A 22990-nucleotide genomic window follows, 5' to 3' on the forward strand; every position below is an offset into this window, starting at 1 on the left:
TGCGCGGGAGATCCCGTGCTCGCAAGGCTCTCGATACGCGACATCATCCTCATCGACCGGCTCGACGTCGATTTCGACGGCGGCCTGTCGGTGCTGACCGGCGAGACCGGAGCGGGCAAGTCGATCGTGCTTGACGCCGTCTCGCTGGCGCTCGGGGGCCGCGGCGATGGCGGCCTCGTGCGGCAAGGCGAGCAGCAGGGCCAGGTCACGGCGGTGTTCGACCTCGCCGGGGACCATCCCGCCCGCGCCATCCTGCGGGAGCAGGACATCGCCGACGACGGCGACCTCATCCTCCGCAGGGTTCAGGCTGCCGACGGCCGCACCCGCGCTTTCGTCAACGATCAGCCCGTGAGCGTGCAGGCGTTGCGCGCGCTCGGCGGGACGCTGGTCGAGATCCATGGTCAGCATGACGACCGCGCGCTGGTCGACCCGGCGGCGCACCGCTCGCTGCTCGACGCCTATGGGGGCCTCGCCGCCGAAGCCGACGCGGTCGCAGCGGCGTGGCGGCGGCGCCAGACCGCCGCGCGGGCGCTCGCCGACCACACGGCGCGCGTCGAAGCGGCCCGCCGCGAAGCCGACTTCCTGAGGCATGCGAGCGAGGAGCTCGGCGCGCTGGCGCCGCTTCCCGGCGAGGAGGAAGACCTTGCGGTACGCCGCCAGGCGATGATGCGCGCCGAAAAGGCCGCGGAAGATCTCGGCGAAGCCTATGAGGCGGTCGCGGGATCATCCGGCCCCGCGGCGGCCATCGCGGGCGCGATCCGCCGGCTGGAGCGCAGGGCGGCCGCCTCGCCCGAACTGGTCGAGCCGGCGATCAGGGCGCTCGACGCCGCTTTGGTTTCGCTCGAGGAGGGCGGGACGCATCTGCAGGCGGCCCTCGAGGAGGCGGCGTTCGACCCCCGCGAGCTGGAGCGGATCGAGGAGCGGCTGTTCGCGCTGCGCGGCGCCTCCCGCAAATACGCGACGCCCGCAGACGAGCTCGCGGCGCTCGCGGACAAGTTCGCGCGCGAGCTCGCGGCAATCGACGAGGGCGAGGCGCGGCTGACGGTTCTGGAGGAAGAGGTGAGGGCGGCGGAGGCGGCCTATGCGGCCGCCGCAGGCGCGCTCAGCGAACGCCGGCGCGAGGCCGCGGCGAGGCTCGACGCCGCCGTAATGGCCGAACTGCCCGACCTGAAGCTGGAGCGCGCGCGATTCATGACCGAGATCGCATCCGACCCCGCGACGGCCGGAGCGGAGGGGTTCGACCGCGTGGAGTTCTGGGTGCAGACCAATCCGGGCTCGCGGGCGGGGCCGCTCGCCAGGGTCGCGTCCGGCGGCGAGCTGTCGCGCTTCATGCTGGCGCTGAAGGTCGCGCTCGCCGAGCGCGGCTCGGCTCCGACGCTGATCTTCGACGAGATCGACACCGGCGTCGGCGGCGCCGTGGCGGACGCCATCGGGGCGCGGCTCGCGCGGCTTGCGCAGCGGGTCCAGGTGCTGTCGGTGACGCATGCGCCGCAGGTCGCCGCGCGCGCCGGGCGACACTTCCTGATCAGCAAGGCGCCGGCCGCCGACGAGGCGCGCGTCTCCACGCGCGTCCATGCGCTCGCCGAAGCCGACCGGCGCGAGGAGATCGCCCGCATGCTCGCCGGGGCGTCGGTGACCGAGGAGGCCCGGGCCGCCGCCGCCCGGCTGCTGGAGGGCGCGGCGTGAGCGCGAAACAGGCGAGAGGCGAATCGCCGCCGGCCCTGCCGGACGCGGCGCGTGAGCACGCGGCGCTCGCCGCCGAGATCGCCGAACACGACCGGCGCTACTACCAGCAGGACGCGCCGACGATCTCGGACGCCGCGTATGACGACCTTCGCCGGCGGCTCGACGCGCTGGAAGCGGAGTTCCCCGAGCTCAAGACGCCCGACAGCCCGAGCCAGCGCGTCGGCGCGGCCCCATCGGGGGCGTTCGCCAAGGTCCGGCACGCCGTGCCGATGCTTTCGCTCGCCAACGCGTTCTCGGATGAGGAGGTGGCTGAGTTCGTCGCGCGCGTGCGGCGCTTCCTTGACCTGAAGCCCGAACAGGAACTCGCGATCGCCGCCGAGCCGAAGATCGACGGTCTTTCGGCGTCGCTGCGCTACGAGGGCGGCCGCTTCGTCCGCGGAGCGACCAGGGGCGACGGCGCCGTGGGCGAGGACGTGACGGCCAATCTCCGGACCATCGACGACGTGCCCGAGCGCCTGACCGGCGACGACGTTCCGGAGGTGCTGGAGGTGCGCGGCGAGGTCTATATGAGCCACGCCGATTTTCGCGCCCTGAACGAGCGGCAGGCGGAGGCCGGCAAGCCGATCTTCGCCAATCCGCGCAACGCGGCGGCCGGCAGCCTGCGCCAGCTTGACCCCAAGATCACCGCCGAGCGGCCGCTGCGGTTCTTCGCCTATGCCTGGGGCGAGGCCAGCGCGGTGCCGGCGACGACCCAGACCGGAATGGTCCAGAACCTCGAGCGATGGGGGTTCCAGACCAACCCGCTGATGAAGGTCTTCACCAGCACGGACGAGCTTCTTCGGCACTACCACGCGATCGAGGCGGTCCGCGCCGAGCTCGGCTACGACATCGACGGCGTCGTCTACAAGGTCGAGCGACTCGACCTGCAGCGCCGTCTCGGCTTCGTGTCGCGCAGTCCGCGCTGGGCCATCGCCCACAAGTTTCCGGCCGAGCAGGCGACCACGATCCTGGAGGCGATCGACATCCAGGTCGGCCGCACCGGCGCGCTGACGCCGGTCGCAAAGCTGAAGCCGGTCACGGTAGGCGGCGTCGTGGTGGCGAACGCCACTCTGCACAACGAGGACGAGATCGCCCGCAAGGACGTCCGCGTCGGCGACACGGTGATCGTGCAGCGCGCCGGCGACGTGATCCCGCAAATCGTGTCGGTGGTGACGGAGAAGCGTCCGAAGGGAGCGCAGCCCTACGTCTTCCCCACCGTCTGCCCCGCCTGCGGCAGCCATGCGGTGCGCGAGGAGGGCGAGGCGGTGCGCCGCTGCACCGGCGGCCTGATCTGCCGCGCGCAGCAGGTCGAGCGCCTGCGCCACTTCGTGTCGCGCAACGCCATGGACATCGACGGGCTCGGCGAGAAGCAGATCGAGGCGTTTTACGAATGGGGCCTCGTTCGGGAGCCCGCCCACATCTTCCGGCTCAAGGACCGGCAGGACCCGCTCACTCCCCTGAAGAACCGCGAAGGCTGGGGCGAGACCTCGACCAACAATCTGTTCGCGGCGATCGAGGAGGCCCGGTCGCGGCCGGCGAACCGTCTGCTTTACGGACTGGGCATCCGCCATGTCGGGGAGATCAACGCCAAACGCCTGATGCGCCACTATCGGACGGTCGAGGCGCTGCGGGCTGCCGCCAAGGCTGCGACGCCGCCGGACCCCGCGATCAAGAAGGACAAGGGCGACGACGCCTGGCAGGAAATGGTCGCGATCGAGGGCGTGGGCGCGGTCGTGGCGCATGCGGTGATCGACTTCTTCCAGGAGCCGAAGAACGATCCGCCGCTCGACGCGCTGCTGACCGAGGTGACGCCGGCGCCGATGGAGGAGGCGGCGAGCGATTCCCCTGTCGCGGGCCTTACGGTCGTGTTCACCGGGACGCTCGAGCGCATGACGCGCGACGAGGCGAAGGCGATGGCGGAGCGGCTTGGCGCAAAAGTGTCGGGTTCGGTTTCGGCCAAAACCGACATCGTCGTCGCGGGACCAGGCGCGGGCTCGAAGCTCGCCAAGGCCCGGGATCTCGGCGTCGAGGTGCTGACCGAAGAGCAGTGGCTCGAGAGGGTCGGCGAGGCGGGCTGAGCCCGGGCGCACAATTCGGAACGACCCGCGCCTGCTTCGCGTTATCGTGCCGGGCGATGAGGATCATGCAGGAATCAGGCGGGCGCCTCGAGGCGTCCCGAAGCAGACACGAGGAGAGCGACGTAGGGATGGACGTATGAGCCGCCTGATCGTCGTTTCGAATCGCGTCCCCGCGCCCAAGCCCGGCACGCCGCCGGCCGGCGGCCTCGCGGTCGCGCTCTCCGGCGCCATGAAGGAGCGCGGCGGCATCTGGTTCGGCTGGAGCGGCCGCACGCTTCCCCGGGGCCAGCACGAGCCGGACGCCCCGGAGCTGGTCGAGAGCGACGGGGTCACCTATGCGCTGCTCGATCTCTCAGAGAGAGACCTCGACGACTATTACGCCGGTTTCTCGAACCGGATGCTGTGGCCGCTGTTCCACTACCGGATGGACCTGACCGAATTCACGCGCGTGAATCTCGGCGGCTATTACCGGGTCAATCGGCTGTTCGCGAAGCAGCTTCTGCCCCTGATCCGCCCGGACGACGTCATCTGGGTGCACGACTATCACCTGATCCCGCTCGCCGCAGAGCTTCGGGCCGCCGGCTTGCGCAACCGGATCGGGTTTTTCCTGCACATCCCGTTCCCGCCGCACGACATCTTCACGGTGCTTCCGAACCACGCCGACATCGTGCGGGGGCTCGCGGCCTATGACGTCGTCGGCTTCCAGACTCCGCCGGACGTCGAGAACTTCGAGACCTATGTCCGCCGCGAGGGTGTGGGGCGCAGGCTGCCGGACGGGCGCTTCATGGTTCATAGCCGCGCCCTCACGGTCGACGACTTCCCGGTCGGCATCGAGACCCAGGCGTTCGCCGCGACCGCCGCGACCGCCGAGCGCCACGCTCTGGTGCGGCGGATGCGGGAGAGTCTGGAGGGCCGCAAGCTCCTGATCGGCGTGGACCGGCTCGACTACTCGAAGGGCATCGCGCAGCGCATCCAGGCCTACGAGACCTTCCTGACGCTGGACCAGAGCTGGCGGGGCCGCTGCACCTATCTGCAGATCACGCCGAAGTCGCGTGGCGAGGTTCCCGAATACGCCGCGATGGAGCGGGAAGTCGCGGAGCTCGCGGGTCGGGTCAACGGCGCCCATGCGGACCTCGACTGGACGCCGATCCGCTACGTGAACCGCACCGCCGGCCGCAACACGCTCGCCGGCCTCTACAGGATGGCCCATGTCGGGCTGGTGACGCCGCTGCGCGACGGCATGAATCTCGTCGCCAAGGAATATGTCGCGGCCCAGGATCCGAACGACCCCGGCGTGCTGCTGCTGTCGCGGTTCGCCGGTGCGGCCTGCGAGCTCGAAGGGGCGCTGCTCACCAACCCCTATGACGTCGACGGCACCGCCGGCGCGATCGTGCGCGCGCTGGACATGCCGCTCGACGAGCGGCTCGACCGTTGGCGCAGGATGTTCGAGCGGATCCGCGACCACGACGTGGGCTGGTGGCGGAAGAGCTTCCTGGACGCGCTGGAGCACACCTCTCCGGAGGCGACGCGGCCAGGACGGATCGCGGTCGTCAGATAATCGCGGCTCAGCCGCCGGTCGTCGACATGTGACGGCCGACGGCAGGCTTGGCGTTGCGGCGGTCGATGATGAAGTCGTGGCCCTTTGGCTTGCGCCGGATCGCCTCGCGCACCGCCTCCACCAGCAGCTCGTCGTCCGCGCTCGCCCGCAGCGGCGCGCGCAGATCCGCCGCGTCGTCCTGGCCGAGGCACATGAACAGCGTGCCCGTGCAGGTCACGCGCACGCGGTTGCAGCTTTCGCAGAAATTGTGCGTGAGCGGAGTGATGAAGCCGATCCGGCCTCCGGTTTCCGCCACCGACACGTAACGCGCCGGCCCGCCGGTGCGGTAGGGGATCTCGTTCAGCGTGAAGCGCTGCGAGAGCCGCGCTTTCACCAGGCTGAGCGGCAGATACTGGTCGGTCCGGTCGCCCTCGATGTCGCCGAGCGGCATGGTCTCGATCAGCGACAGATCCATGCCCTTGGAATGGGCCCAGACCGCCATGTCGGCGATCTCGTCCTCATTGACGTCCCGCAGCGCGACCGCGTTGATCTTGATCTTGAGGCCCGCAGCGAGCGCGGCGTCGATGCCGGCGCGCACCTGCCGCAGGTCGCCCCAGCGCGTCACGGCCTTGAACTTGGCCTCGTCGAGCGTGTCGACCGAGACGTTGATCCGCCGCACCCCCGCCGCATAGAGCTCGCCGGCGTATTTCTCGAGCTGGCTGCCGTTCGTGGTCAGGGTGAGCTCCTCGAGAGCGCCGGAATCGAGGTGGCGCCCGAGCGAGCGGATCAGCTTCATCAGGTCGCGCCGGACCAGAGGCTCGCCGCCCGTCAGGCGCAGCTTGCGTACGCCGAGCCGGATGAAGGCCGAGCACAGGCGGTCGAGTTCCTCGAGCGTCAGCAGGTCACGCTTCGGCAGGAACGTCATCTGCTCGGACATGCAATAGACGCAGCGAAAATCGCAGCGATCCGTCACCGAGACCCGCAGATAGGTGATGGCGCGCTGGAAGGGATCGATCAGGGGCGCTGAAGCGACGGCAGGCGGCATGTCCATGTAACGCGGATAGCCTCATGTTTTCCGGCGTCTGGCCGGAGATCTTGACGAAGGCTCTACGAGCGCTTGCGTCAGACGGGAAGGTCGCCCACAAGCTAGGCGCCCGCGCGCCGCCCGTAAAGGCGCCCGTCGTCAAAGGTGATCGGATGTCCGACGTGGAGAAATGGCCGGTCGAGCTCAGGCTGTCGAGCGGCGGCGCGACGCTTACGGTCACCTGGGCGGACGGCGAGCGGCATGAAATCGCCGCCGAGCTGCTGCGGGTCGAAAGCCCGAGCGCCGAGGTGCAAGGCCATTCGCCGGAGCAGAAGACGATCGTGCCCGGCAAGCGGAACGTGAAAATCCGCGACGTCCAGGAGGTCGGCTCCTACGCCGTGCGCCTGCTGTTCGACGACGGCCACGACACCGGCATCTATACCTGGGACGCGCTCCGCAGGTTCGGCGAGGACGGCGCCGAGATGTTCGACGATTACGAGGCGGCGCTCAGCTCGCTCGGCCTCAAGCGCTGAGGCTTCGCCTCAGTGCGGCACGGGAGGCGCGGCGGGTTGCTCCTTGGCTTCCTGCCGCGAGACCCAGCCGCAGTCGCACATCTTCTGCAGGATCTCTTCAGGCGTCTCCATCACGCCGACGCAATGCGTGCGGTCCATGGAGCTCGTCAGCATGTCGATCGTCGTCTTGTCGCCGAACCGGCGCATATGCACCGCAAGCGACATGTTGACGAAGATCTCGTGCTTGCCGGGCGTCGTCAGCTGAAGCCATTGCATCGCTGTCCTCCTTCCGCGTCTTGTGCCGACGCGATCACAGGAGAGTAGCGCGGCCGCCGCGGCGCATCCACAACTTGCCGGCGCCCAAAAAGGCTGACGCGTCAGGGGCGCCGACGTCTGCCGTCAGCGCCACATGGCGCGCATTCGGGAGCCGATGTCGACCTGCGTGACCGGCCGTCGCCCTGCAGATTCCGCGGTGGGCGGAGGCCAGGAGGCGACCTCGAACCTGTCGAGCATCGCCGTCGTGATGAAGCGCGTGCGGGCCGCGTAGACATGGCGGTCGCCGCGCGCCGCCTGCTGGTGCACGAAGAAGCGCTGCGGCAGCATGATGCGCAGATCGTCCTTGGCGCGCGTCATGGCGACGTAGAGCAGGCGCCGCTCCTCCTCGATCTCGGCCGACGAGCCCACGCCGAGGTCGGACGGCATGCAGCCGTCGACGCCGTTGAGCACGAAGACGGAGCGCCACTCCTGACCCTTGGAGGAGTGGATCGTGGAGAGGATGAAATAGTCCTCGTCGAGATGCGGCGGCCCGCTCTCGTCGCTGGTGGCGTCCGGCGGGTCGAGCGTGAGTTCGGTGAGAAAGCGTTCGCGCGACGGATAGCCGGACGCGATCTGCTCGAGCTGCAGAAGATCCGCTCCTCGAACGGCGGCGTCGTCATGCACGCGCTCAAGGTGCGGCTCGTACCAGCGGCGGGCGAGGCCGATCTCCGCCGGCCACCCAGCTTGCCCTTTCGCGAGCGCCGCGACGGTCTCGACGAAGGAGGCCCAGTCCTGCGCCGCCCTGGGCGGACTTGCCGCGGCCACGAGCGCAGCGACCGGATCGGGCGCAGCCGCGACCGCGTCGAGCGCGCGGGCGGTGGCGGCGGGGCCGACGCCGGGCAGCAGCTGCATCACCCTGAAGCCCGCCACCCGGTCACGCGGGTTCTGGGCGAACCGCAGCAGCGAGAGCAGGTCCTTCACATGCGCGGCGTCGAGGAATTTCAGGCCGCCGAATTTCACGAACGGGATGTTGCGCCGGGTGAGCTCCAGCTCCAGCGGGGCGCTGTGCGAAGACGTCCTGAACAGCGCAGCCTGCGCCTTGAGCGTCTGCCCGGCCTCCCGGTTCTCCAGCACCGCCTCGGCCACGTAGCGGGCCTGCTCGCCCTCGTCGCGCACGCTGACGAGCTGCGGCCGCCGGTCCGAGCGCCTGTCGCTCCAGAGGTTCTTGGTGAACCGCTCCGGCGAAAGGCCGATGACGGCGTTCGCCGCCTCCAGGATCGGCTGGGTGGAGCGGTAGTTGCGGTCGAGCGTGACGATTTTCGCCGGCGGCGAGAAGCTCTTGGGGAAGTCCAGGATGTTCCGCACGGTCGCGGCGCGGAACGAATAGATCGACTGCGCGTCATCGCCGACCACCGTGAGCCCTCGGCCGTCCGGCTTGAGCGAGAGCAGAATGGAGGCCTGGAGGCGGTTGGTGTCCTGATACTCGTCGACGAGAACGTGATCGAAGCGCGCGCCGAGATCCGCCGCGATCTCGGGCTCCTGCGCCATCTGCGCCCAGTAGAGCAGCAGGTCGTCGTAATCGAGCACGTTCTGCCGCTGCTTGGCGTCGACATAGGCGGCGAACAGCGTCTTGAGCTCCGCCGACCAGGCGGCGCACCAGGGAAACGCCTGGCCGAGCACCTGCTCAAGCGGCGCCTGGGCGTTCACGGCGCGCGAATAGATCGCCAGACAGGTCCCCTTGAGCGGAAACCGCTTGGCCGTCTTCGACAGGCCAAGCTCGTGGCGCGCGAGGTTCATCAGGTCCGCCGAATCCTCGCGGTCGTGGATGGTGAACTGCGGGTCGAGCCCGATCGCCTCTGCGTATTCTCGGATCAGGCGGGCGCCGACGCCGTGGAACGTGCCGGCCCAGGGCAGGGCGTCCGCCACGCCGCCGCCTGCGCCGCCGCGCGCCCGCGCCACGATGCGCTCGGCGCGCCGGATCATCTCGGCCGCGGCGCGGCGCGAAAAGGTCATCAGCAGGATGCGCCGCGGATCCGCGCGGTTCACGATCAGATGGGCGACGCGGTGCGCCAGCGTGTTGGTCTTGCCCGAACCGGCGCCGGCGATGACCAGCAGCGGGCCGAAGCCGCTCTCCGGCGCATCGACGCCATGCTCGACCGCCCGCCGTTGCTCCGGGTTCAGAGTTTCCAGATATGCGGCGGCCGGCACGAATCGCCCTTCTCGGAAGACGCTCCGAGGAAGCACGAGTCACGTTTTGTTCGCAACGCGGGTCAGGACGAAATCCGACGCCGGGTTCGCAACGAAGGCGATTTCACGGCGTTAGGCGTTCGGAACTGTGTCCTAGCCTCGCTCACTCGGAGTCCGTTATGGTGATCCGTCTTCTCGCCGTCGCAGCGCTTATCGCCTCCACCGTCGGTCTGAGCGCTTGCGCCAACACCGCCCGCGGCGTCGGCCACGACGTGCAGAACAACGCCCAAGCCACCAAGAAAGCGGTGCGCGGTTACTGAGCGCCGTAGCGTTCGCTTGCGCAATCGCCGGGCCGGCGCGTTGTCGGACCGGCGATCCTCGCTGCGCTCGCGCGCGTAGTCGTCCCGCACAGGCTCACCGTCCAGACGATCACGCTGTTGAGAGTGACCGTTGAAGGACAGGAAAATCCCGCCGCGCGTCTAATGAGATTAACAGGTCGTTACCGCAGCTTCAGCAGGTTCTGAGATAATCTGACGGACCGCTGCTTTCCTGTTCTTATAACTCCTTTATGGAAACCAGTTCTTTTGAGATGTTGCCGTGGCGCTACAGATCGCCACGGCTTCTGCTCCTATGACAGCCGGAGCGGGCCGGCGCCTCCGGCATTATTGATTCCGGTGAACCTATGTTCCGACTTTCCATTCTCGCGGGCGCGGGCGTGGCCGCTCTCCTCGCCGCCGGCGCGGCGCAGGCCGCTGATCTTCCGGCCTATGAGCCCGCTCCGGCCGTCTCCGTTTCCACCTTCAGCTGGACCGGCGCCTATATCGGCGTGCAGGCCGGCTACAGCTGGGGCGACGCCGATTTCCGCGCGCTGGGCGCCAAGCTGAGCACGAGCCCTGACGGCTTCGTCGTGGGCGGCTACGCCGGCTACAACATCCAGCTCGACAACTCGCCGGTCGTGTTCGGCATCGAGACGGACTTCAACTTCGCCGACATCGACGACAAGAAGTCGCCCTTCGGCTTCAACGCCAAGACTCGCACCAAGTGGACCGGCGCGACGCGCGGCCGCGTCGGCTACGCGTTCGACCGCTTCATGGTCTACGCCGCGGGCGGCGTCGCCTATGCGGACCGCAAGGTGCGCGTCTCCGGCGTCGACAAGGACAGCAAGACCGCGCTCGGCTGGACCGTCGGCGGCGGTCTCGAATACGCCGCGACCGACAATGTCGCGGTGCGCGCTGAGTATCGCTACAGCGACTTCGGCAAGGACAACTTCCGCCTGGCGGGCGTGCGCGTGCGCGGCGACTACACCGAGCATCGCGTGATGGCCGGCGTCGCCTACAAGTTCGGCTGGTGACGCCCTAGGACGCGGACTTCGGATCGCGTCAGCCCCGCTCGGCTCCGGCCGGGCGGGGCTTTTCTTTTTTGCGCGAAGCCCGTGCTTCCTGGCGACATGCGATTCTGTGCGGCGTTACGCGGCGCGCGGACAAGCCTGCGCCGCGGCGGCGTGCGCGCCGTTCGTCTCGAAATCAGGCTGAAATCACCGGAAGAAAGTGGTGCCCGAAACAGGGATCGAACCTGTGACCCCACCCGTGTGAAGGGTGTGCTCTCCCGCTGAGCTATTCGGGCACGCTGCGGAACGGCCCCTCACTACGCCGGGCCGAACAGAATTTCAATTGGGGATGCCGCCATCGAGGCCGAGCATCACCGCGACCACATAGGCGATCATCACGAGCAACGCCAGACAGGCGCAGCCGGCCCCAAGAAGACCAGCGAGATCGCGCCGGCCGCCCGAGAGCCAGCCCATCAGGCTGACATAGCTGATGAGCCAGCCGATCGAGATCGCCGTCGCCTGTCCCTCGCCGGGGAACAGGTCGAGCAGAACAAGGCCGACGCCGGCCCATACGAGGGAGACGGCGACGATCGCGACCCAGTCCGGCCACCGGCGAAGGCTCACGCGGGCTCCTGTGGAAGGGCGCCGCAAGCCGCCCGGACGGTCGAGTTCATCATCTCTCGTCGGAACGTGGCAACGGGCCGCGGGCTCTCATGCAAAGCCAAGCGCTCCGATCGCGCCTTCGAGTTCGTCGAAATGATCGATCAGCGCGTCCCCGCCGAGTTCCCGCGGCGGGGTCATCGTGTAGCCGAAGGTCGCCACCACCACCGGCGCTCCGGCGGCGCGCGCCGCGCCCACGTCCGCGGCGCTGTCCCCGACCATGATTGCGCGCGCCGGATCGCCGCCGGCGCGTTCGATGGCGCCGAGCAGCGAGGTCGGGTCCGGCTTTCCAACTCCAAACGTGTCGCCGCCGACGATCGCGGCGAACCGCGCGGTCATACCGAGCTCGTCGAGCAGCTGCGTTGCGAGCCGCTCGACCTTGTTTGTGCAGACAGCGAGCGTGGCGCCGCGCGCCGCAAGCCGGTCCAGGGCGGCTTCGCAGCCCGGATAGGGCAGGGTCTTGGCCGCGATGTGCGCGGCGTAATGATCGAGGAAGAAGGCGTGCAGCTCGTTCAGGCGCTCCGGCGTCACCTGATGGCCGGCGACCTTGAGGCCACGCTCCACCAGCGCCCGCGCGCCGGCGCCGATGAGATCGCGCGCCTGCTCGAAGGGCAGCGGCGAGACGCCTTCTTCGGCGAGGGTGACGGTCAACGCGTCGACCAGATCCGGGGCCGATTCGACGAGCGTGCCGTCGAGGTCGAACACGACGGTGAGCGGCGGCGAGAACAGCATGCAGGGTCCTGGGCTCGGGAGACGGCGATGTGGCGACCGGTGCTTCGCCTGCTAGCCTCGCCGGCGTCAATGTTCGATTCGTTCCGAAGCGACGGAGGCGGGGCCATGAGGACGATCGCATCAATCTGCGCCGCCGTTCTGGCGGCCGGCGTCGCGGCGGCTCCCGGCGCGGCGCTGGCGGAGGACTATGTCTTCCTCGCCTCGCCCCAGACCGACCTCAACCGGATGTTCCGCGTCGAGACCACGACCGGCGAGGTCGGCGCCTGCCAGTACGCCGTGCGCAACGATTCGGCGGGCGTGACGCTCTGCTTCACGCCGGGCGAGGGCGCCGGTCCGCAGGAGCCCGGAGCCTATGCGCTGGTCGCCTCCAATCATCAGCAGGAGGGCGGCGTCTACCGGGTCGAAAAGCGCTCCGGCCGCATGAGCGCCTGCTATGTGCTAGGCGACCAGGTCGTCTGCACGCCGCAGGCGCGCTGAGGCGCGGCGGGATCGAGCCTGGGCCGTCCTCTTTTCGCCCCATGGACGTCGTGTAGAGTGCCGCAGCCTCCGGCGCCCGCCGTCCTGCCGATCATCCGAGGAGACGCCATGAGCACCCTGATCCGCCGGGCGCCGCGCACATCTGGCGCGCGCCGCGCCGTCGCAGCGCTTGGCGTGGCGCTGAGCATCTGCCTCGCGTCTGCGGCGCCGGTCGAGGCGCGGTCCGCGCCTGACAGCTTCGCTGATCTCGCGGAGGGGCTGCTCGACGCCGTCGTCAACATCTCAACGTCGCAGAACGCCCCGGCCGCCGACAAGGCCGTGCCGGCCCCTCAGGTCCCGGACGGCTCGCCGTTCGAGGATTTCTTCGACGAGTTCTTCAACAAGCGCGGCGAAGGCGGCTCGCCCCGCGGCCGTTCCCGCAAGCAGAGCTCACTCGGCTCGGGCTTCGTGATCGATCCGAGCGGCATCGTCGTCACGAACAACCACGTCATCGAGGGCGCAGACGAGATCACGGTGAACTTCAACGACGGCTCCAAGCTGACGGCGGAGCTGGTCGGCCGCGACATCAAGACGGATCTGGCTGTGCTGCGCGTGAAGCCGCCGAAGCCGCTCAAGGCGGTGAGCTTTGGCGACGCCGAGAAGCTCAGGGTCGGTGACTGGGTGCTGGCGATCGGCAATCCCTTCGGACTCGGCGGCTCTGTCTCGGCCGGCATCGTCTCGGCCCGCAACCGCAACATCAACTCCGGCCCCTATGACGACTTCATCCAGACAGACGCCGCCATCAACCGTGGCAATTCGGGCGGCCCGCTGTTCAACACTGAAGGCAAGGTGGTCGGCATCAACACCGCGATCATCTCGCCCTCCGGCGGGTCTATCGGCATCGGCTTTTCGGTGCCGGCGAACGCCGCCAAGCCTGTGGTCGACCAGCTCCTGAAGTATGGCGAGGTGCGCCGCGGCTGGATCGGGGTGCGGGTTCAGCAGGTCACTGACGAGATCGCCGAGACGCTCGGCGTCGTCGGGCCCGACAAGGGCGCGCTGATCGCTGGCGTGAACGAGGACGGCCCTGCGGCTGCGGCCGGCATGAAGACCGGCGACGTCGTCCTGAAGTTCGACGGCAAGACGATCCACGAGATGCGCGACCTGCCGCGCATCGTGGCCGACACCGAGATCGACCGCGAGGTCGAGGTTTTGGTGCTGCGCAAGGGCAAGCAGGAGACGCTCCGGCTGAAGATCGGCCGCCTCGAGGAAGAGGACAAGAAGGACGACCTGCCCAAGCCGCCCGCGCCGTCGGAGGAGCCGAAGACGGGCGCGGCGCTCGGGCTGACCTTCACGCCGGTGAGCGACGAGCTGCGGCTGAAGTTCCAGCTGAAGCCGGAGACAAAGGGGCTGGTCATCACCGCCGTCGACGAGGGCTCGAAGGCGCAGGACAGCGGCGTCGAGCCCGGCGACGTCCTGATCGAGGTCGCCCAGCGGGCGGTGGAGACGCCGAACGACGTCACCGGCCGGATCGAGGAGCTGAAGAAGGACGGCAAGAAGACCGCCCTGGTGCTGCTGTCGAACCGGCAGGGCGACGTGCGGTTCGTCGCGCTGCCGATCGACTGAAGCTCGACCGTCAGGCGTCGCGGATCTCGTCGGCGGCGTAGCCCTGGAGATAGAGCAGGGCGGTCAGGTCGCCATGGTCGATCCGGACGTCGGCTACGGCCGCCACTGCAGGCTTGGCCCGGAAGGCGACGCCGAGCCCAGCCGCCTTCAGCATCGGAATGTCGTTCGCCCCGTCGCCGATCGCGACCGCGTCCGCCCGCGTCAGGCCGCGGCGCCCGAGCAGGTCGTCGAGCGCCGTCACCTTGGCCTCGCTTCCGAGCACGGGCTCGCGCAGCAGTCCGGTCAGCCTTCCATCTTCGGTCTCGAGGACATTGCCGCGGTTCTCGTCGAAGCCGAGATGCGCGGCGACAGGCGCGGTGAAGCTCGTGAAGCCGCCGGAGACGAGCGCGGCATAGACGCCTGCGGCCCGCATTGTCGCGACCGCCGCCCGGCCGCCAGGCGTGAATGTCACGCGGTCGCGCAAGATCTGCGCGACGGCCGCCTCCGGCGCGCGGCCACGAAACAGGGCCGCGCGCTCGCGCAGCGCCGGCTCGAACGCGATTTCGCCGCGCATCGCGCGCTGCGTGATCGGCGCGATCTCCGCGGCCAGCCCGAAGGCCTCGGCGAGCTCGTCGATGCACTCCTGCTCGATGAAGGTCGAGTCCATGTCGGCGATCAGCAGCCTCTTGCGTCTTCCCTCGGCCGGCAGGACGGCGAGGTCGACGGGGCGCCCGGCGATCGCGGCGGCGAGAGCCGATCGGACCGCCTCTGGCTCGCCTGCCCGCAGGATGATCTCCGCCGCCACGCCCTCGCGAAGCACCCGAAGGGAGCCGTCCGGCAAGGCCGCGGCCGCGTCGGCCAGCAGGCTTGCGTCAACCGCTGGCGCGGACGGGCTTGCGATCAGGACCGCAGCAAGCTTTGAGGACATTGGACTTCGCCGAGGCTGGAGCCGGGAGGCCCTCATTAGGGCCGGCGCGGCGCCGCAGCAATCGCGCGACGACGCAAGGAAGCCATGACCATCAGAGCCATTCGCGCCGTGCTGATCGCCGGCCCCACGGCCTCGGGCAAGTCCGCGCTGGCGCTCGACCTCGCGCGGCGGATGGGCGGCGCGGTGGTCAACGCCGACGCCCTGCAGGTCTATCGCGACCTTCGCGTGCTCACGGCGCGGCCAAGCGCTGCCGACGAAGCTGCCGCGCCGCATCGCCTCTACGGCCATGTCGACGCTTCAGAACCCTACGGGGTCGGGCTCTGGCTCGACGAAGCGACCCGGCTGCTCGAAGAGCGTGAGGCGCCGCTGGTGTTCGTCGGCGGCACCGGGCTTTATTTCGAGGCTCTGACCAATGGGCTCGCCCGGGTTCCGGACATTCCGCAGGCCGTGCGGGCGCGCTGGCGGGCCGCGTCGTCCGCCGAGCTTCAGCGCGAGCTTTCGCGCCGGGACCCGGAAATGGCGGCCCGGCTGCGGCCGTCGGATCCGCAGCGCCTGACGCGCGCGCTCGAGGTGATCGACGCCACGGGGCGCTCGCTTGCGGACTGGCAGCGTGAGACGTCCCCCGGTCCTCTCGACGCCGGCGACGCGCTTCGCATCGTGCTGGCGCCCGAGCGGGCCGCGCTCGACGCCCGCATCGCGCAGCGGCTGGAGGGCATGATGGCGGCCGGAGCAGCGGAGGAGGCGGAGCGGCTCGCGGCCCGCGAGCTCGACCCGACGCTGCCGGCCATGAAGGCGCTCGGGGTCGTCCCGCTGGCCGCCTGGCGACGGGGCGAAATCGACCGGGTGGCGGCGGTCGAGCGCGTGCGGCTCGATACGCGCCGCTACGCCAAGCGCCAGACGACGTGGTTCAGGAACCGCATGGCCGACTGGCTGCACGTGGCGCCGGAAGCTGCGCTCGATCGCGCAATGTCCGAGATCGAGCGCCGCGGCCTGGCGCGCGGCGCTTCGCCGGCCTGAGCCAGGAAGGCGGCTGTTACGCCGCCTCGGCCTTGCGCTTCGCCTGCTCGCCCTCGACCGCCGCGAGCAGCATGCAGATCGCGATGCCTTCCGAGGCCGCCTTCACGTCGGCCAGCGACGGGAAAGACGGCGCAAGCCGCAGATTGGCGTCGTGCGGGTCCTTGCCGTAGGGCCAGGTCGCGCCGGCGCCGGTGAGCAGCAGGCCAGCCTCCTTGGCGAGCGTCACGACGCGCGAGGCGGAGCCGGAGGTCATGTCGACGGAGACGAAATAGCCGCCCTCGGGCGTGATCCAGGCCGCCGCGCCTTGGCCGCCGAGCCGGGCTTCCAGCGCCTCGGTGACGGCTGAGAACTTCGGCGCCAGCAAAGCGCGGTGCTTGTCCATATGAGCGATCAGCCCGGCCTCGTCCTTGAGGAAGCGGACGTGGCGCAGCTGGTTGAGCTTGTCCGGCCCGATCGTGCGCTTGGAGGCGCGGGCGACATACCATTTCGCGTTCGCCTCCGAGGAAGCGAAGAAGGCGAGCCCTGCGCCGGCCAGCGTCATCTTGGACGTCGAGGCGAACACGAAGGCGCGGTCCGGGTTACCCGCCTCGGCGCAGGCGTCGATCACGTTCAGGATCTCGTGCCGCGTCTCGGTCAGGTGATGCAGGACATAGGCGTTGTCCCAGAACAGCCGGAAATCCGGAGCCGCGGTCTTCATCGCCGCAAGCCGGCGGATGGTCTCGTCCGAATAGATCTCGGCCGAGGGGTTCGAGTATTTGGGCACGCACCACATGCCCTTGACGGCCGGATCGCGAACGAGCTCCTCGACCTTGTCCATGTCCGGACCATGGCCGGTGAGCGGCACGGGGATCATCCGGATGCCGTACTCCTCGCAGATCGCGAAGTGCCGGTCATAGCCCGGCACCGGGCACAGGAACGCGATCTCGCTCTCCTTGCTCCACGGCCGCTCGGAGCCCGGGACGCCCTTCAGCAGCGCCCAGACGATCGAGTCGTGCATCATGGCGAGGCTGGCGTTGTCGCCGACGACGATGTTGGCCGGCTTCGCGCCGAGCGTGCCGGAAAACAGCGCACGGACCTCCGGCAGACCCTGAACGCCGCCATAGTTGCGCGCGTCGTCACCGGCTTCCGTGAAATGATCGCGGTTGCCGGGCAGCGCGAGCAGCCCCTCGGCCAGATCCAGCTGCTCCGGCGCGGGCTTGCCACGCGTCATGTCGAGCTTCAGTCCGCGCGCGCGGAAAGCGTCGTAGTCGGCGCGGATCCGCGCGCCAAAAGCCTCGAGATCCGCTGCGGAAAGATCGGCGATCACCTGTCAGAACCCTGTCCGGTTGGAAAGCGGGCGCGACCTTAGTCGCATGCCGCGCCCTGCGCCAGCGTCACGCTGCGCGGTCGGCGGGCGCCAGCCGTGCGGGACGCTCGGCCCTCGGCCGCGCGGGACCGCGTCGATATGCGCCGATGACGCTCGACGCGGCGGCTGCGAGCCCGAACAGCAGCACGGTCCAGCACGGCCTCAGGCCGAGCTGCACCGAGAAGTTCGCGGCGAGCACGCGCGCCGGATCGACGCCGGTCGCGAGCCCGTACCAGGCGGCCTCAGAAAGCGCGGTCGCAAGCGCTGCGGCGACGGCGAGACCAACCAGCCAGAGAAGGTTGGTGGCGCGCTCGCCCTGGTTCTGCAGGAGGCGCCATCCCATCGCCCACAGGAAGAGGCCCCACATCCAGGCCGGGTCGCTGATGTCGAGTTTCGACTGCATGGTGAAGTGCAGCACCGCCAGGCCGGCGATCGGATAGGCGAGCTTGTGCAGCCGCGCCCAGTTGCGCGCGCCCATGCGCTTGACCGCCCCGTCAGTGGACGTCGCCCCGAGCGCGATCAGGCCGATCAGCGCAACGAAGCCGATCGCAAGGTAGATGCGCAGCGCGATCTCCGTCACGACTTTGGTGAGCACGAGATCCTGGTCGAGGGCGTAGAGCGCAAGGTGGAGCGCGGCGTAGGCGAGCGCCGCGAGCCCAATCCGGCGACGCACGAGCACCAGCCGCGGCCAGTGCAGCAGCCTGCGGAACGGCGTCACGGCGAGCGAGAGCAGCAGGAAGCGGATCGCCCAATCGCCGGTGAAATGGATGGCGGCGGTGATGGGGCGGGCGGCCTGGTCGGCGGCGCCGCCGAACGCCGAAGGCGCAGCGCCGCCGAACGGCGCGGCCGGCGCCCCCGGGGCGCCGGCGAACCCGGGCGGCAGACCGGGCGGCAGCGCGGCGCCGGAGAAGTCGCCATGCAGCGCGCGGATCGCGAGCCAGACGGCAGGGGCGAGCACACCGAGCAGCGTCAGCGCGAGCAGCGGCGAAAAGCGTCCGGCGCGGTCGTGGAGCAGCGGCATTTGCGTCCTTCCATCTCCTGGCGCCCGGAACTACGTCGGCAGCTGCCGGTTGTTTTACGCCCGACGCCCTCACGAGCCCGTGAAGCTCGTTTCGACCATGAATAATTCGGTCAAATTTGAAGACTTCCGAGAACGCCGACTTAGCGGCGGTGGAGGTAGGCTAGGACGTCCAAGAGGCCGCCATGTTCGCGTACGCCCGTAATGTTATCGCGCCGCTGTTGCGCCGGTTCGGCGCGTTCGTTTCGTCCCAGGCGGCGGCTCTTCCCCTCTCTTACGCAGCCGCCTTCGCCACGGCGCGGCTCTATGGCGAGGGCGCAGGAGACGGGCGCCCGCCGCTGGCGCTGGCCGCGCCGGTCGCGCTCGGCGTTCTGCTGCGCTTCGGCCGCGGGCTCGAATTGCGGGACGCGGCGGCGCTTGCGGCGGCCCATGCGGCGGTCGCCACAGCGTGTGGAGACGCCCTGGCCGTATGGCTCCCGGCGCTCGCCCACGCGATCCTGATGATCGCCTCCGGCTCGGCGGCCTTCTTGTGGATGCGCGGATCCGGCCGCCTCACGTCTCCGCTGAGGATCGCGGCTGCGGCCGCCCTGATCGCCATCATCGCGCCCCTCGCGGCGACGCTGGTGGACCTTGTCGTCCTGCCCGGCGATTGGCTCACGAGGCTGCTGGCCGCAGCCAGCCGCTGGGTTGGCGAAAGCGTCTCGACCGTCTTCGTCCTTGGCGTGATCCTGTCCTATGGCCGGGAAGAAAGCGTAGCGCCAGGGCCTGAATTCGACGTCGAGCCAGCGCCGAGGCTCTGGGAATATGCCGCCGCCGCGCTCCTGACGGCGGCGCTGACGCTCGCGGCGACAAGCCAGGCGAGCGCGATGTTCTCGATCGCGGCCTCGGCGGCGCTGCTGTGGTTCGCGCTGCGGATCGGTCCGTTCGCCACGAACGTGGCGGCGTTCGCGTTCTTCTGCGCGCTCATCGCCTTCGCCGAACGCGGCCACTGGCCGCCTCTGTTCGATACGAACGGCGTTCTTCGGGAAGACCTGCTGCGGTATTTCTCGCTGGCGCTGCTCGGCGCGCCCAGCATCATCGTGGCGGCGGTCGTGCACGACCAGAAGCGGCTCAAGCGGATGTTCGCCTATCGGGCGATGCATGACGGGCTGACCACCCTGGTCAACCGCTCGCGCTTCGTCGACGCGCTCGACGCCGCGATGGCGGCCGCCCGCAACCGCGGCAAGCGCTTCACGCTGCTGCTGATCGACCTCGATCACTTCAAGGGGGTCAACGACACCTATGGCCACGCCCGCGGCGACAGCCTGCTGATCGAGGTCGCCGACCGGCTGCGATCCTCGGTGCGCGTGACCGACCTGGTCGCCAGGATCGGCGGCGACGAATTCGCCGTCGTCGCGCCCGTGCCGTCGGCCTCAGACGCTGCGAGCCTCGCGAAGCGGCTGGTCGAGATGGTCAACCAGCCCTGCGACCTGGGTGGCGTGGTGGTGACGCCCAGCATCACGGTGGGCGGCGCGCTGGCGCCAGACAGCGCGACCGATCCGCAGCACCTCATGCTGCTCGCCGACGAGGCGCTCTACGAGGCCAAGGCCGCGGGCCGCAACTGCTGGCGGTTCAATGCGTCCGAGCGCGGGGAGATCCCGCAGCCGACCTGGCGGCCCGGCGACCTCGATGCGGCGGCCGAGACGATCTACCTCGACTGAGGTCTTCGCCGGCCGCCGCCCGACGCGGCCTGCTCGCCTCACACCACGGTGAAATCGCCTGCCGTGATGGTCGCGTGGTTATCCAGGACGGCGAAGCGCACTGCGGCGTAGGTCCCGCCGGTTCCATCGCGGTCGAAGAACAGTGAGCCCGACGCCTGGTCGTAGATGATGCGGTCGCTGGAATCATGGGCCGCGGTCCCGGCGTAGAACGCGCCAGCCGTCAGCGCGCCTGCCGAAAGCCCGATGAACACGCCGTTCTCGAGCCGGATGGTGTCGTCGGCGGCTGAAAAATCAAGGATATGGTCGACGTTCGAGCTGCCTAGCGCGGTCGTGAAGGCGAAGGTGTCGAGGCCGCCGCCGCCCTGAAGCGAGTCCGCTCCAGTCGCGCCGTCAATGACGTTGTTCCCGGAATTGCCCGCGATGAGATTGGCGAGGCTGTTGCCGGTGCCGTTGATGTTGCCGGTCCCGGTCAGCGTCAGGTTCTCGATGTACTGGCCCTTCAGCGAGAACGAGACGGAGGAACTCACACGGTCGAAGCCTTGGCCATTCGCCTCGATCACCCGGTCTCCGGAATTCTGGACGAAATAGTCGTCGTCGCCGGCCCCGCCCCGCATGGTGTCGGCTCCGGTCCCGCCGTCGAGATCGTTGTTGCCGGAATTGCCGGTGATGAGATTGTCCAGGCTGTTGCCGGTGCCGTTGATGTTGCCCGTCCCGGTCAACGTCAGCTTCTCGATGTACTGGCCGGAAAGCGAGAACGAGACGCTGCTGAAGACCGTGTCCACGCCCCCGCCCTTTGCCTCGATCACCCGGTCTCCGGAGTTCTGGACGTAGTAGGTGTCGTCGCCGGCGGCGCCCTGCATGGTGTCGGCGCCGGTCCCGCCGTCGATGACGTTGTTGCCGGAATTGCCGACGATGAGATTGGCGAGGCTGTTGCCGGTGCCGTTGATGTTGCCGGTCCCGGTCAGCGTCAGCTTCTCGATGTATTGACCGGAAAGCGAGAACGACACCGAGGAATTGACCAGGTCCGTGCCGGCGACGTTGGCTTCGATCACCCGGTCGCCGACATTGTCGACATAGTAGATCTGGTCGCCGGCGCCGCCTTCCATGCGGTCGGCGCCGGTTCCGCCGTCGAGCACCTCGGCGCCGCCGCCGAGCTCGCCGCCGATCGACAGCTGGAAGCGGTAGTGCTCGCCAGCGTTGATCTGGCCGTAATATGAGCGGATCTGGATGTAATAGGTGCCGGCCGTCGTGAAGGTGTAGTTGAGGTAGGAATCAAGGGTGCTGGTCGATCCCCCGGCGCCGTCGCTCACCAGGCTGTCGTCTCCATGGGCGACTTCCTGGCCTGCGGAGTTGAAGATCGACACGTAGGTGTCGGCGAGCGGCGTCGTGAGCCCCGCCTGGTCGACGTCGACCACGATCGTGGCGCCAGGATTGTTGATCGTGACTCGGTAGAAGTCGCCGTTGGGTGAGGTCGCTCCGGCGCCGACGCCCTGCACCGTGACATGCGGCGTGCTTGTCGGGTTGCCGATGTTCGGGTCGTCGGCGAGGCTGAAGCGGCTGCTCAGGTTGATCGCGGTTCCCAGCGAATTGTTGCCGGCGTTGGCGGCCTGATTGAGCTGACCGGAGCCGAGCGAGATGCCGGAGGGATGCGCGGCCGTGGCCCCGCCGCCGAGCAGCGTGTCGTTGCCCTCGCGGCCGTACAGCATGTCGTTGCCGGCGCCGCCGCTGAGCACGTTTGCGGCGGAGTTCCCTGTGATGTGGTCCCGGCCAGAGCCGCCGACGGCGTTCTCGATGACCGCGCCCATCGCGATCGAGACGTTGCCGGTCAGCCCGCCGACGCTCGAGAAGAAGCCCTGGCGCAGCTCGATCGTCTGGTTGTCAGCATATCCCGAGAAGTCGAACGTGTCGGTGCCGCCGGCGTCCCAGGCGGCGAAGATGACCTCGGAAGTCGCCGACGTCGCGGTGTAGAAGTCGCGGTTCGTGTTCGAGTTGAAGCCATAGACGGAGTCGCCGGTGCGGGTCGTCATGTTCGCGCCGTAAAGGCGCTGGACCGCGGCTATGTCGTCGAGCAGCGGCGCTGCCGCATAGTTCCCCTGAAAGTCGCCGCCGGTGTTGCTTTCCGACCAGTAGCTCATCACCGAATACTGACGCGTATCTTCGTAGTAGACGGCGTCGTTATAGGTCGGATTGCCGGTTCCTGCGTTGTAGTCGCCGGGATGCTGGAAGCCGATCGTGTGCCCGATCTCGTGGGTCAAGGTCTCCCGGCCGTAATTCAGGTTGGCGGGGTTCTGGTTGGCCGTCTGCGAGATGTTGACCCACACGCCGCCGCCGTTGGGCGGGTAATAGCCAAAGGCGCCGGCGCCGGCGGCGCCGCTGTTGTAGTTGGCGAAGGTGATCTGGCCGTCGCTGGAATAGCCGTCGCCGCCCAGGCGCGTGAAGGTGATGTTGGCGAGGTCGGACCAGGACTGCAGCGCCAGCTCCGCCTGGGCGATCTGCTGCGCGCTGAAGGCGCTGAAGCCGCTGGTGCCGTTCGGCATCTGCGCGGGCGCGACGCCCATGAAGGAGTAAGTGACGGTAGCCGCCTGGCCGATCACGCCGATGCCGTTCCAGCTATAGCCTGCGCGATTGAGCTGGACCGCCGCCTCGTCGACCGTGAAGGAGTCCTTGCCGTTCGGCCCCGTGCCGCCGCGATCGGGAGCGTCGAGAAAGTACTGCGGATCATCACCGCCGGCGGCGGTGGCTTGCGGGTCGTAGGGCATGGCTGCGCTTCCCGGGCGTCGAGGGGCGGTCGGTCCGCCTTCTGGCGCTAGGATGAAGAGGTGCGGACGTACGGACAATCCGTAGTGTCACGGAGGCGGAGCGATGCGAGAATGGCGCCGGGCGCTGA

At 69.1% G+C, this 22990-nt stretch carries 19 protein-coding genes and 1 tRNA gene; 10 read left to right on the plus strand and 10 right to left on the minus strand.

The genetic code is table 11. The features are described from left to right. Window positions 1-15 precede the first annotated feature (15 nt). The 3 genes from recN to otsA all read left to right on the plus strand — a co-directional run bounded on the left by recN (window position 16) and on the right by otsA (window position 5361). Complete coding sequence (gene recN / locus VM780_RS07385) at window positions 16-1686, plus strand: DNA repair protein RecN (RefSeq protein WP_325446623.1); 1671 nt, start codon at window positions 16-18, stop codon at window positions 1684-1686. Beyond that, entirely contained in the window at window positions 1683-3803 is a 2121-nt protein-coding gene (gene ligA / locus VM780_RS07390; RefSeq protein ID WP_325446624.1) for an NAD-dependent DNA ligase LigA, read from the plus strand. The genes recN and ligA overlap by 4 nt, the downstream gene beginning before the upstream one ends. A gap of 136 nt (window positions 3804-3939) precedes the next feature. Beyond that, window positions 3940-5361, plus strand: coding sequence for an alpha,alpha-trehalose-phosphate synthase (UDP-forming) (otsA, locus tag VM780_RS07395; RefSeq protein WP_325446625.1), 1422 nt, complete (start codon window positions 3940-3942; stop codon window positions 5359-5361). A 7-nt stretch (window positions 5362-5368) separates the two neighbouring features. Here the strand turns inward: otsA and moaA are convergent, their stop codons facing one another. Then, window positions 5369-6391 (minus strand): GTP 3',8-cyclase MoaA, encoded by a 1023-nt coding sequence (gene moaA, locus VM780_RS07400; protein WP_325446626.1) that lies wholly within the window; start codon window positions 6389-6391, stop codon window positions 5369-5371. 146 nt (window positions 6392-6537) lie between these two features. Here moaA and VM780_RS07405 point away from each other — a divergent pair, with 146 nt between their 5' ends. Beyond that, window positions 6538-6897, plus strand: coding sequence for a DUF971 domain-containing protein (locus VM780_RS07405; protein ID WP_325446627.1), 360 nt, complete (start codon window positions 6538-6540; stop codon window positions 6895-6897). Between the two features lie 9 nt (window positions 6898-6906). Here VM780_RS07405 and VM780_RS07410 read toward each other — a convergent pair whose 3' ends face one another. Next, window positions 6907-7152: a hypothetical protein gene (locus VM780_RS07410; RefSeq protein ID WP_325446628.1), complete on the minus strand. Its 246-nt coding sequence runs from the start codon at window positions 7150-7152 to the stop codon at window positions 6907-6909. A 123-nt stretch (window positions 7153-7275) separates the two neighbouring features. Beyond that, complete coding sequence (locus VM780_RS07415; protein ID WP_325446629.1) at window positions 7276-9339, minus strand: ATP-dependent helicase; 2064 nt, start codon at window positions 9337-9339, stop codon at window positions 7276-7278. Window positions 9340-9497: 158 nt separating this feature from the next. Here VM780_RS07415 and VM780_RS07420 point away from each other — a divergent pair, with 158 nt between their 5' ends. Both VM780_RS07420 and VM780_RS07425 read left to right on the plus strand, forming a co-directional pair. Then, a complete protein-coding gene (locus VM780_RS07420) occupies window positions 9498-9638 on the plus strand; it encodes an EncA/B family entericidin (protein WP_325446630.1) in 141 nt (46 codons plus the stop codon). Between the two features lie 362 nt (window positions 9639-10000). After that, the gene (locus VM780_RS07425) at window positions 10001-10669 is read left to right on the plus strand and encodes an outer membrane protein (RefSeq protein ID WP_325446631.1); all 669 of its coding nucleotides are present in this window, start codon (window positions 10001-10003) and stop codon (window positions 10667-10669) included. Window positions 10670-10866: 197 nt separating this feature from the next. Here the strand turns inward: VM780_RS07425 and VM780_RS07430 are convergent. The 3 genes from VM780_RS07430 to gph all read right to left on the minus strand — a co-directional run bounded on the left by VM780_RS07430 (window position 10867) and on the right by gph (window position 12037). Next, window positions 10867-10941 (minus strand) — tRNA-Val (locus tag VM780_RS07430). Window positions 10942-10984: 43 nt separating this feature from the next. Beyond that, complete coding sequence (locus VM780_RS07435; RefSeq protein WP_325446632.1) at window positions 10985-11269, minus strand: hypothetical protein; 285 nt, start codon at window positions 11267-11269, stop codon at window positions 10985-10987. Window positions 11270-11356: 87 nt separating this feature from the next. After that, window positions 11357-12037 carry a phosphoglycolate phosphatase gene (gph, locus tag VM780_RS07440; RefSeq protein WP_325446633.1) on the minus strand — a complete coding sequence of 227 codons (681 nt, stop codon included), beginning with the start codon at window positions 12035-12037 and terminating at the stop codon, window positions 11357-11359. Window positions 12038-12142: 105 nt separating this feature from the next. On the opposite strand from gph, the gene VM780_RS07445 reads away from it, so the two are divergent. Both VM780_RS07445 and VM780_RS07450 read left to right on the plus strand, forming a co-directional pair. Beyond that, window positions 12143-12514, plus strand: a complete 372-nt coding sequence (locus tag VM780_RS07445) for a hypothetical protein (protein ID WP_325446634.1) — start codon at window positions 12143-12145, stop codon at window positions 12512-12514. Between the two features lie 108 nt (window positions 12515-12622). Next, window positions 12623-14116, plus strand: a complete 1494-nt coding sequence (locus VM780_RS07450) for a Do family serine endopeptidase (RefSeq protein WP_325446635.1) — start codon at window positions 12623-12625, stop codon at window positions 14114-14116. Between the two features lie 10 nt (window positions 14117-14126). Here VM780_RS07450 and serB read toward each other — a convergent pair whose 3' ends face one another. Continuing rightward, entirely contained in the window at window positions 14127-15023 is an 897-nt protein-coding gene (gene serB, locus VM780_RS07455) for a phosphoserine phosphatase SerB (RefSeq protein WP_325446636.1), read from the minus strand. 84 nt (window positions 15024-15107) lie between these two features. Here serB and miaA point away from each other — a divergent pair, with 84 nt between their 5' ends. Next, a complete protein-coding gene (gene miaA / locus VM780_RS07460; RefSeq protein ID WP_325446637.1) occupies window positions 15108-16040 on the plus strand; it encodes a tRNA (adenosine(37)-N6)-dimethylallyltransferase MiaA in 933 nt (310 codons plus the stop codon). Between the two features lie 16 nt (window positions 16041-16056). On the opposite strand, the gene VM780_RS07465 is transcribed toward miaA, so the two are convergent. After that, window positions 16057-17346, minus strand: a complete 1290-nt coding sequence (locus tag VM780_RS07465) for an aminotransferase class I/II-fold pyridoxal phosphate-dependent enzyme (RefSeq protein ID WP_325446638.1) — start codon at window positions 17344-17346, stop codon at window positions 16057-16059. A 67-nt stretch (window positions 17347-17413) separates the two neighbouring features. Then, window positions 17414-18406, minus strand: a complete 993-nt coding sequence (locus tag VM780_RS07470) for a sulfite oxidase heme-binding subunit YedZ (protein WP_325446639.1) — start codon at window positions 18404-18406, stop codon at window positions 17414-17416. Window positions 18407-18588: 182 nt separating this feature from the next. Here VM780_RS07470 and VM780_RS07475 point away from each other — a divergent pair, with 182 nt between their 5' ends. Further along, entirely contained in the window at window positions 18589-20103 is a 1515-nt protein-coding gene (locus VM780_RS07475) for a GGDEF domain-containing protein (RefSeq protein WP_325446640.1), read from the plus strand. Between the two features lie 38 nt (window positions 20104-20141). Here VM780_RS07475 and VM780_RS07480 read toward each other — a convergent pair whose 3' ends face one another. After that, complete coding sequence (locus VM780_RS07480; protein ID WP_325446641.1) at window positions 20142-22862, minus strand: M57 family metalloprotease; 2721 nt, start codon at window positions 22860-22862, stop codon at window positions 20142-20144. Window positions 22863-22990: the final 128 nt, after the last annotated feature.

Source organism: Hansschlegelia sp. (assembly GCF_035538955.1).
GTDB lineage: Bacteria > Pseudomonadota > Alphaproteobacteria > Rhizobiales > Methylopilaceae > Methylopila.

Excerpts from the sequence above, each read along its gene's own strand:
- otsA (WP_325446625.1), top strand. The coding sequence starts at position 3,940 with ATGAGCCGCCTGATCGTCGTTTCGAATCGCGTCCCCGCGCCCAAGCCC.
- moaA (WP_325446626.1), bottom strand. The coding sequence starts at position 6,391 with ATGGACATGCCGCCTGCCGTCGCTTCAGCGCCCCTGATCGATCCCTTC.
- VM780_RS07405 (WP_325446627.1), top strand. The coding sequence starts at position 6,538 with ATGTCCGACGTGGAGAAATGGCCGGTCGAGCTCAGGCTGTCGAGCGGC.
- VM780_RS07410 (WP_325446628.1), bottom strand. The coding sequence starts at position 7,152 with ATGCAATGGCTTCAGCTGACGACGCCCGGCAAGCACGAGATCTTCGTC.
- VM780_RS07420 (WP_325446630.1), top strand. The coding sequence starts at position 9,498 with ATGGTGATCCGTCTTCTCGCCGTCGCAGCGCTTATCGCCTCCACCGTC.
- VM780_RS07425 (WP_325446631.1), top strand. The coding sequence starts at position 10,001 with ATGTTCCGACTTTCCATTCTCGCGGGCGCGGGCGTGGCCGCTCTCCTC.
- gph (WP_325446633.1), bottom strand. The coding sequence starts at position 12,037 with ATGCTGTTCTCGCCGCCGCTCACCGTCGTGTTCGACCTCGACGGCACG.
- VM780_RS07445 (WP_325446634.1), top strand. The coding sequence starts at position 12,143 with ATGAGGACGATCGCATCAATCTGCGCCGCCGTTCTGGCGGCCGGCGTC.
- VM780_RS07450 (WP_325446635.1), top strand. The coding sequence starts at position 12,623 with ATGAGCACCCTGATCCGCCGGGCGCCGCGCACATCTGGCGCGCGCCGC.
- serB (WP_325446636.1), bottom strand. The coding sequence starts at position 15,023 with ATGTCCTCAAAGCTTGCTGCGGTCCTGATCGCAAGCCCGTCCGCGCCA.
- miaA (WP_325446637.1), top strand. The coding sequence starts at position 15,108 with ATGACCATCAGAGCCATTCGCGCCGTGCTGATCGCCGGCCCCACGGCC.
- VM780_RS07470 (WP_325446639.1), bottom strand. The coding sequence starts at position 18,406 with ATGCCGCTGCTCCACGACCGCGCCGGACGCTTTTCGCCGCTGCTCGCG.
- VM780_RS07475 (WP_325446640.1), top strand. The coding sequence starts at position 18,589 with ATGTTCGCGTACGCCCGTAATGTTATCGCGCCGCTGTTGCGCCGGTTC.
- VM780_RS07480 (WP_325446641.1), bottom strand. The coding sequence starts at position 22,862 with ATGCCCTACGACCCGCAAGCCACCGCCGCCGGCGGTGATGATCCGCAG.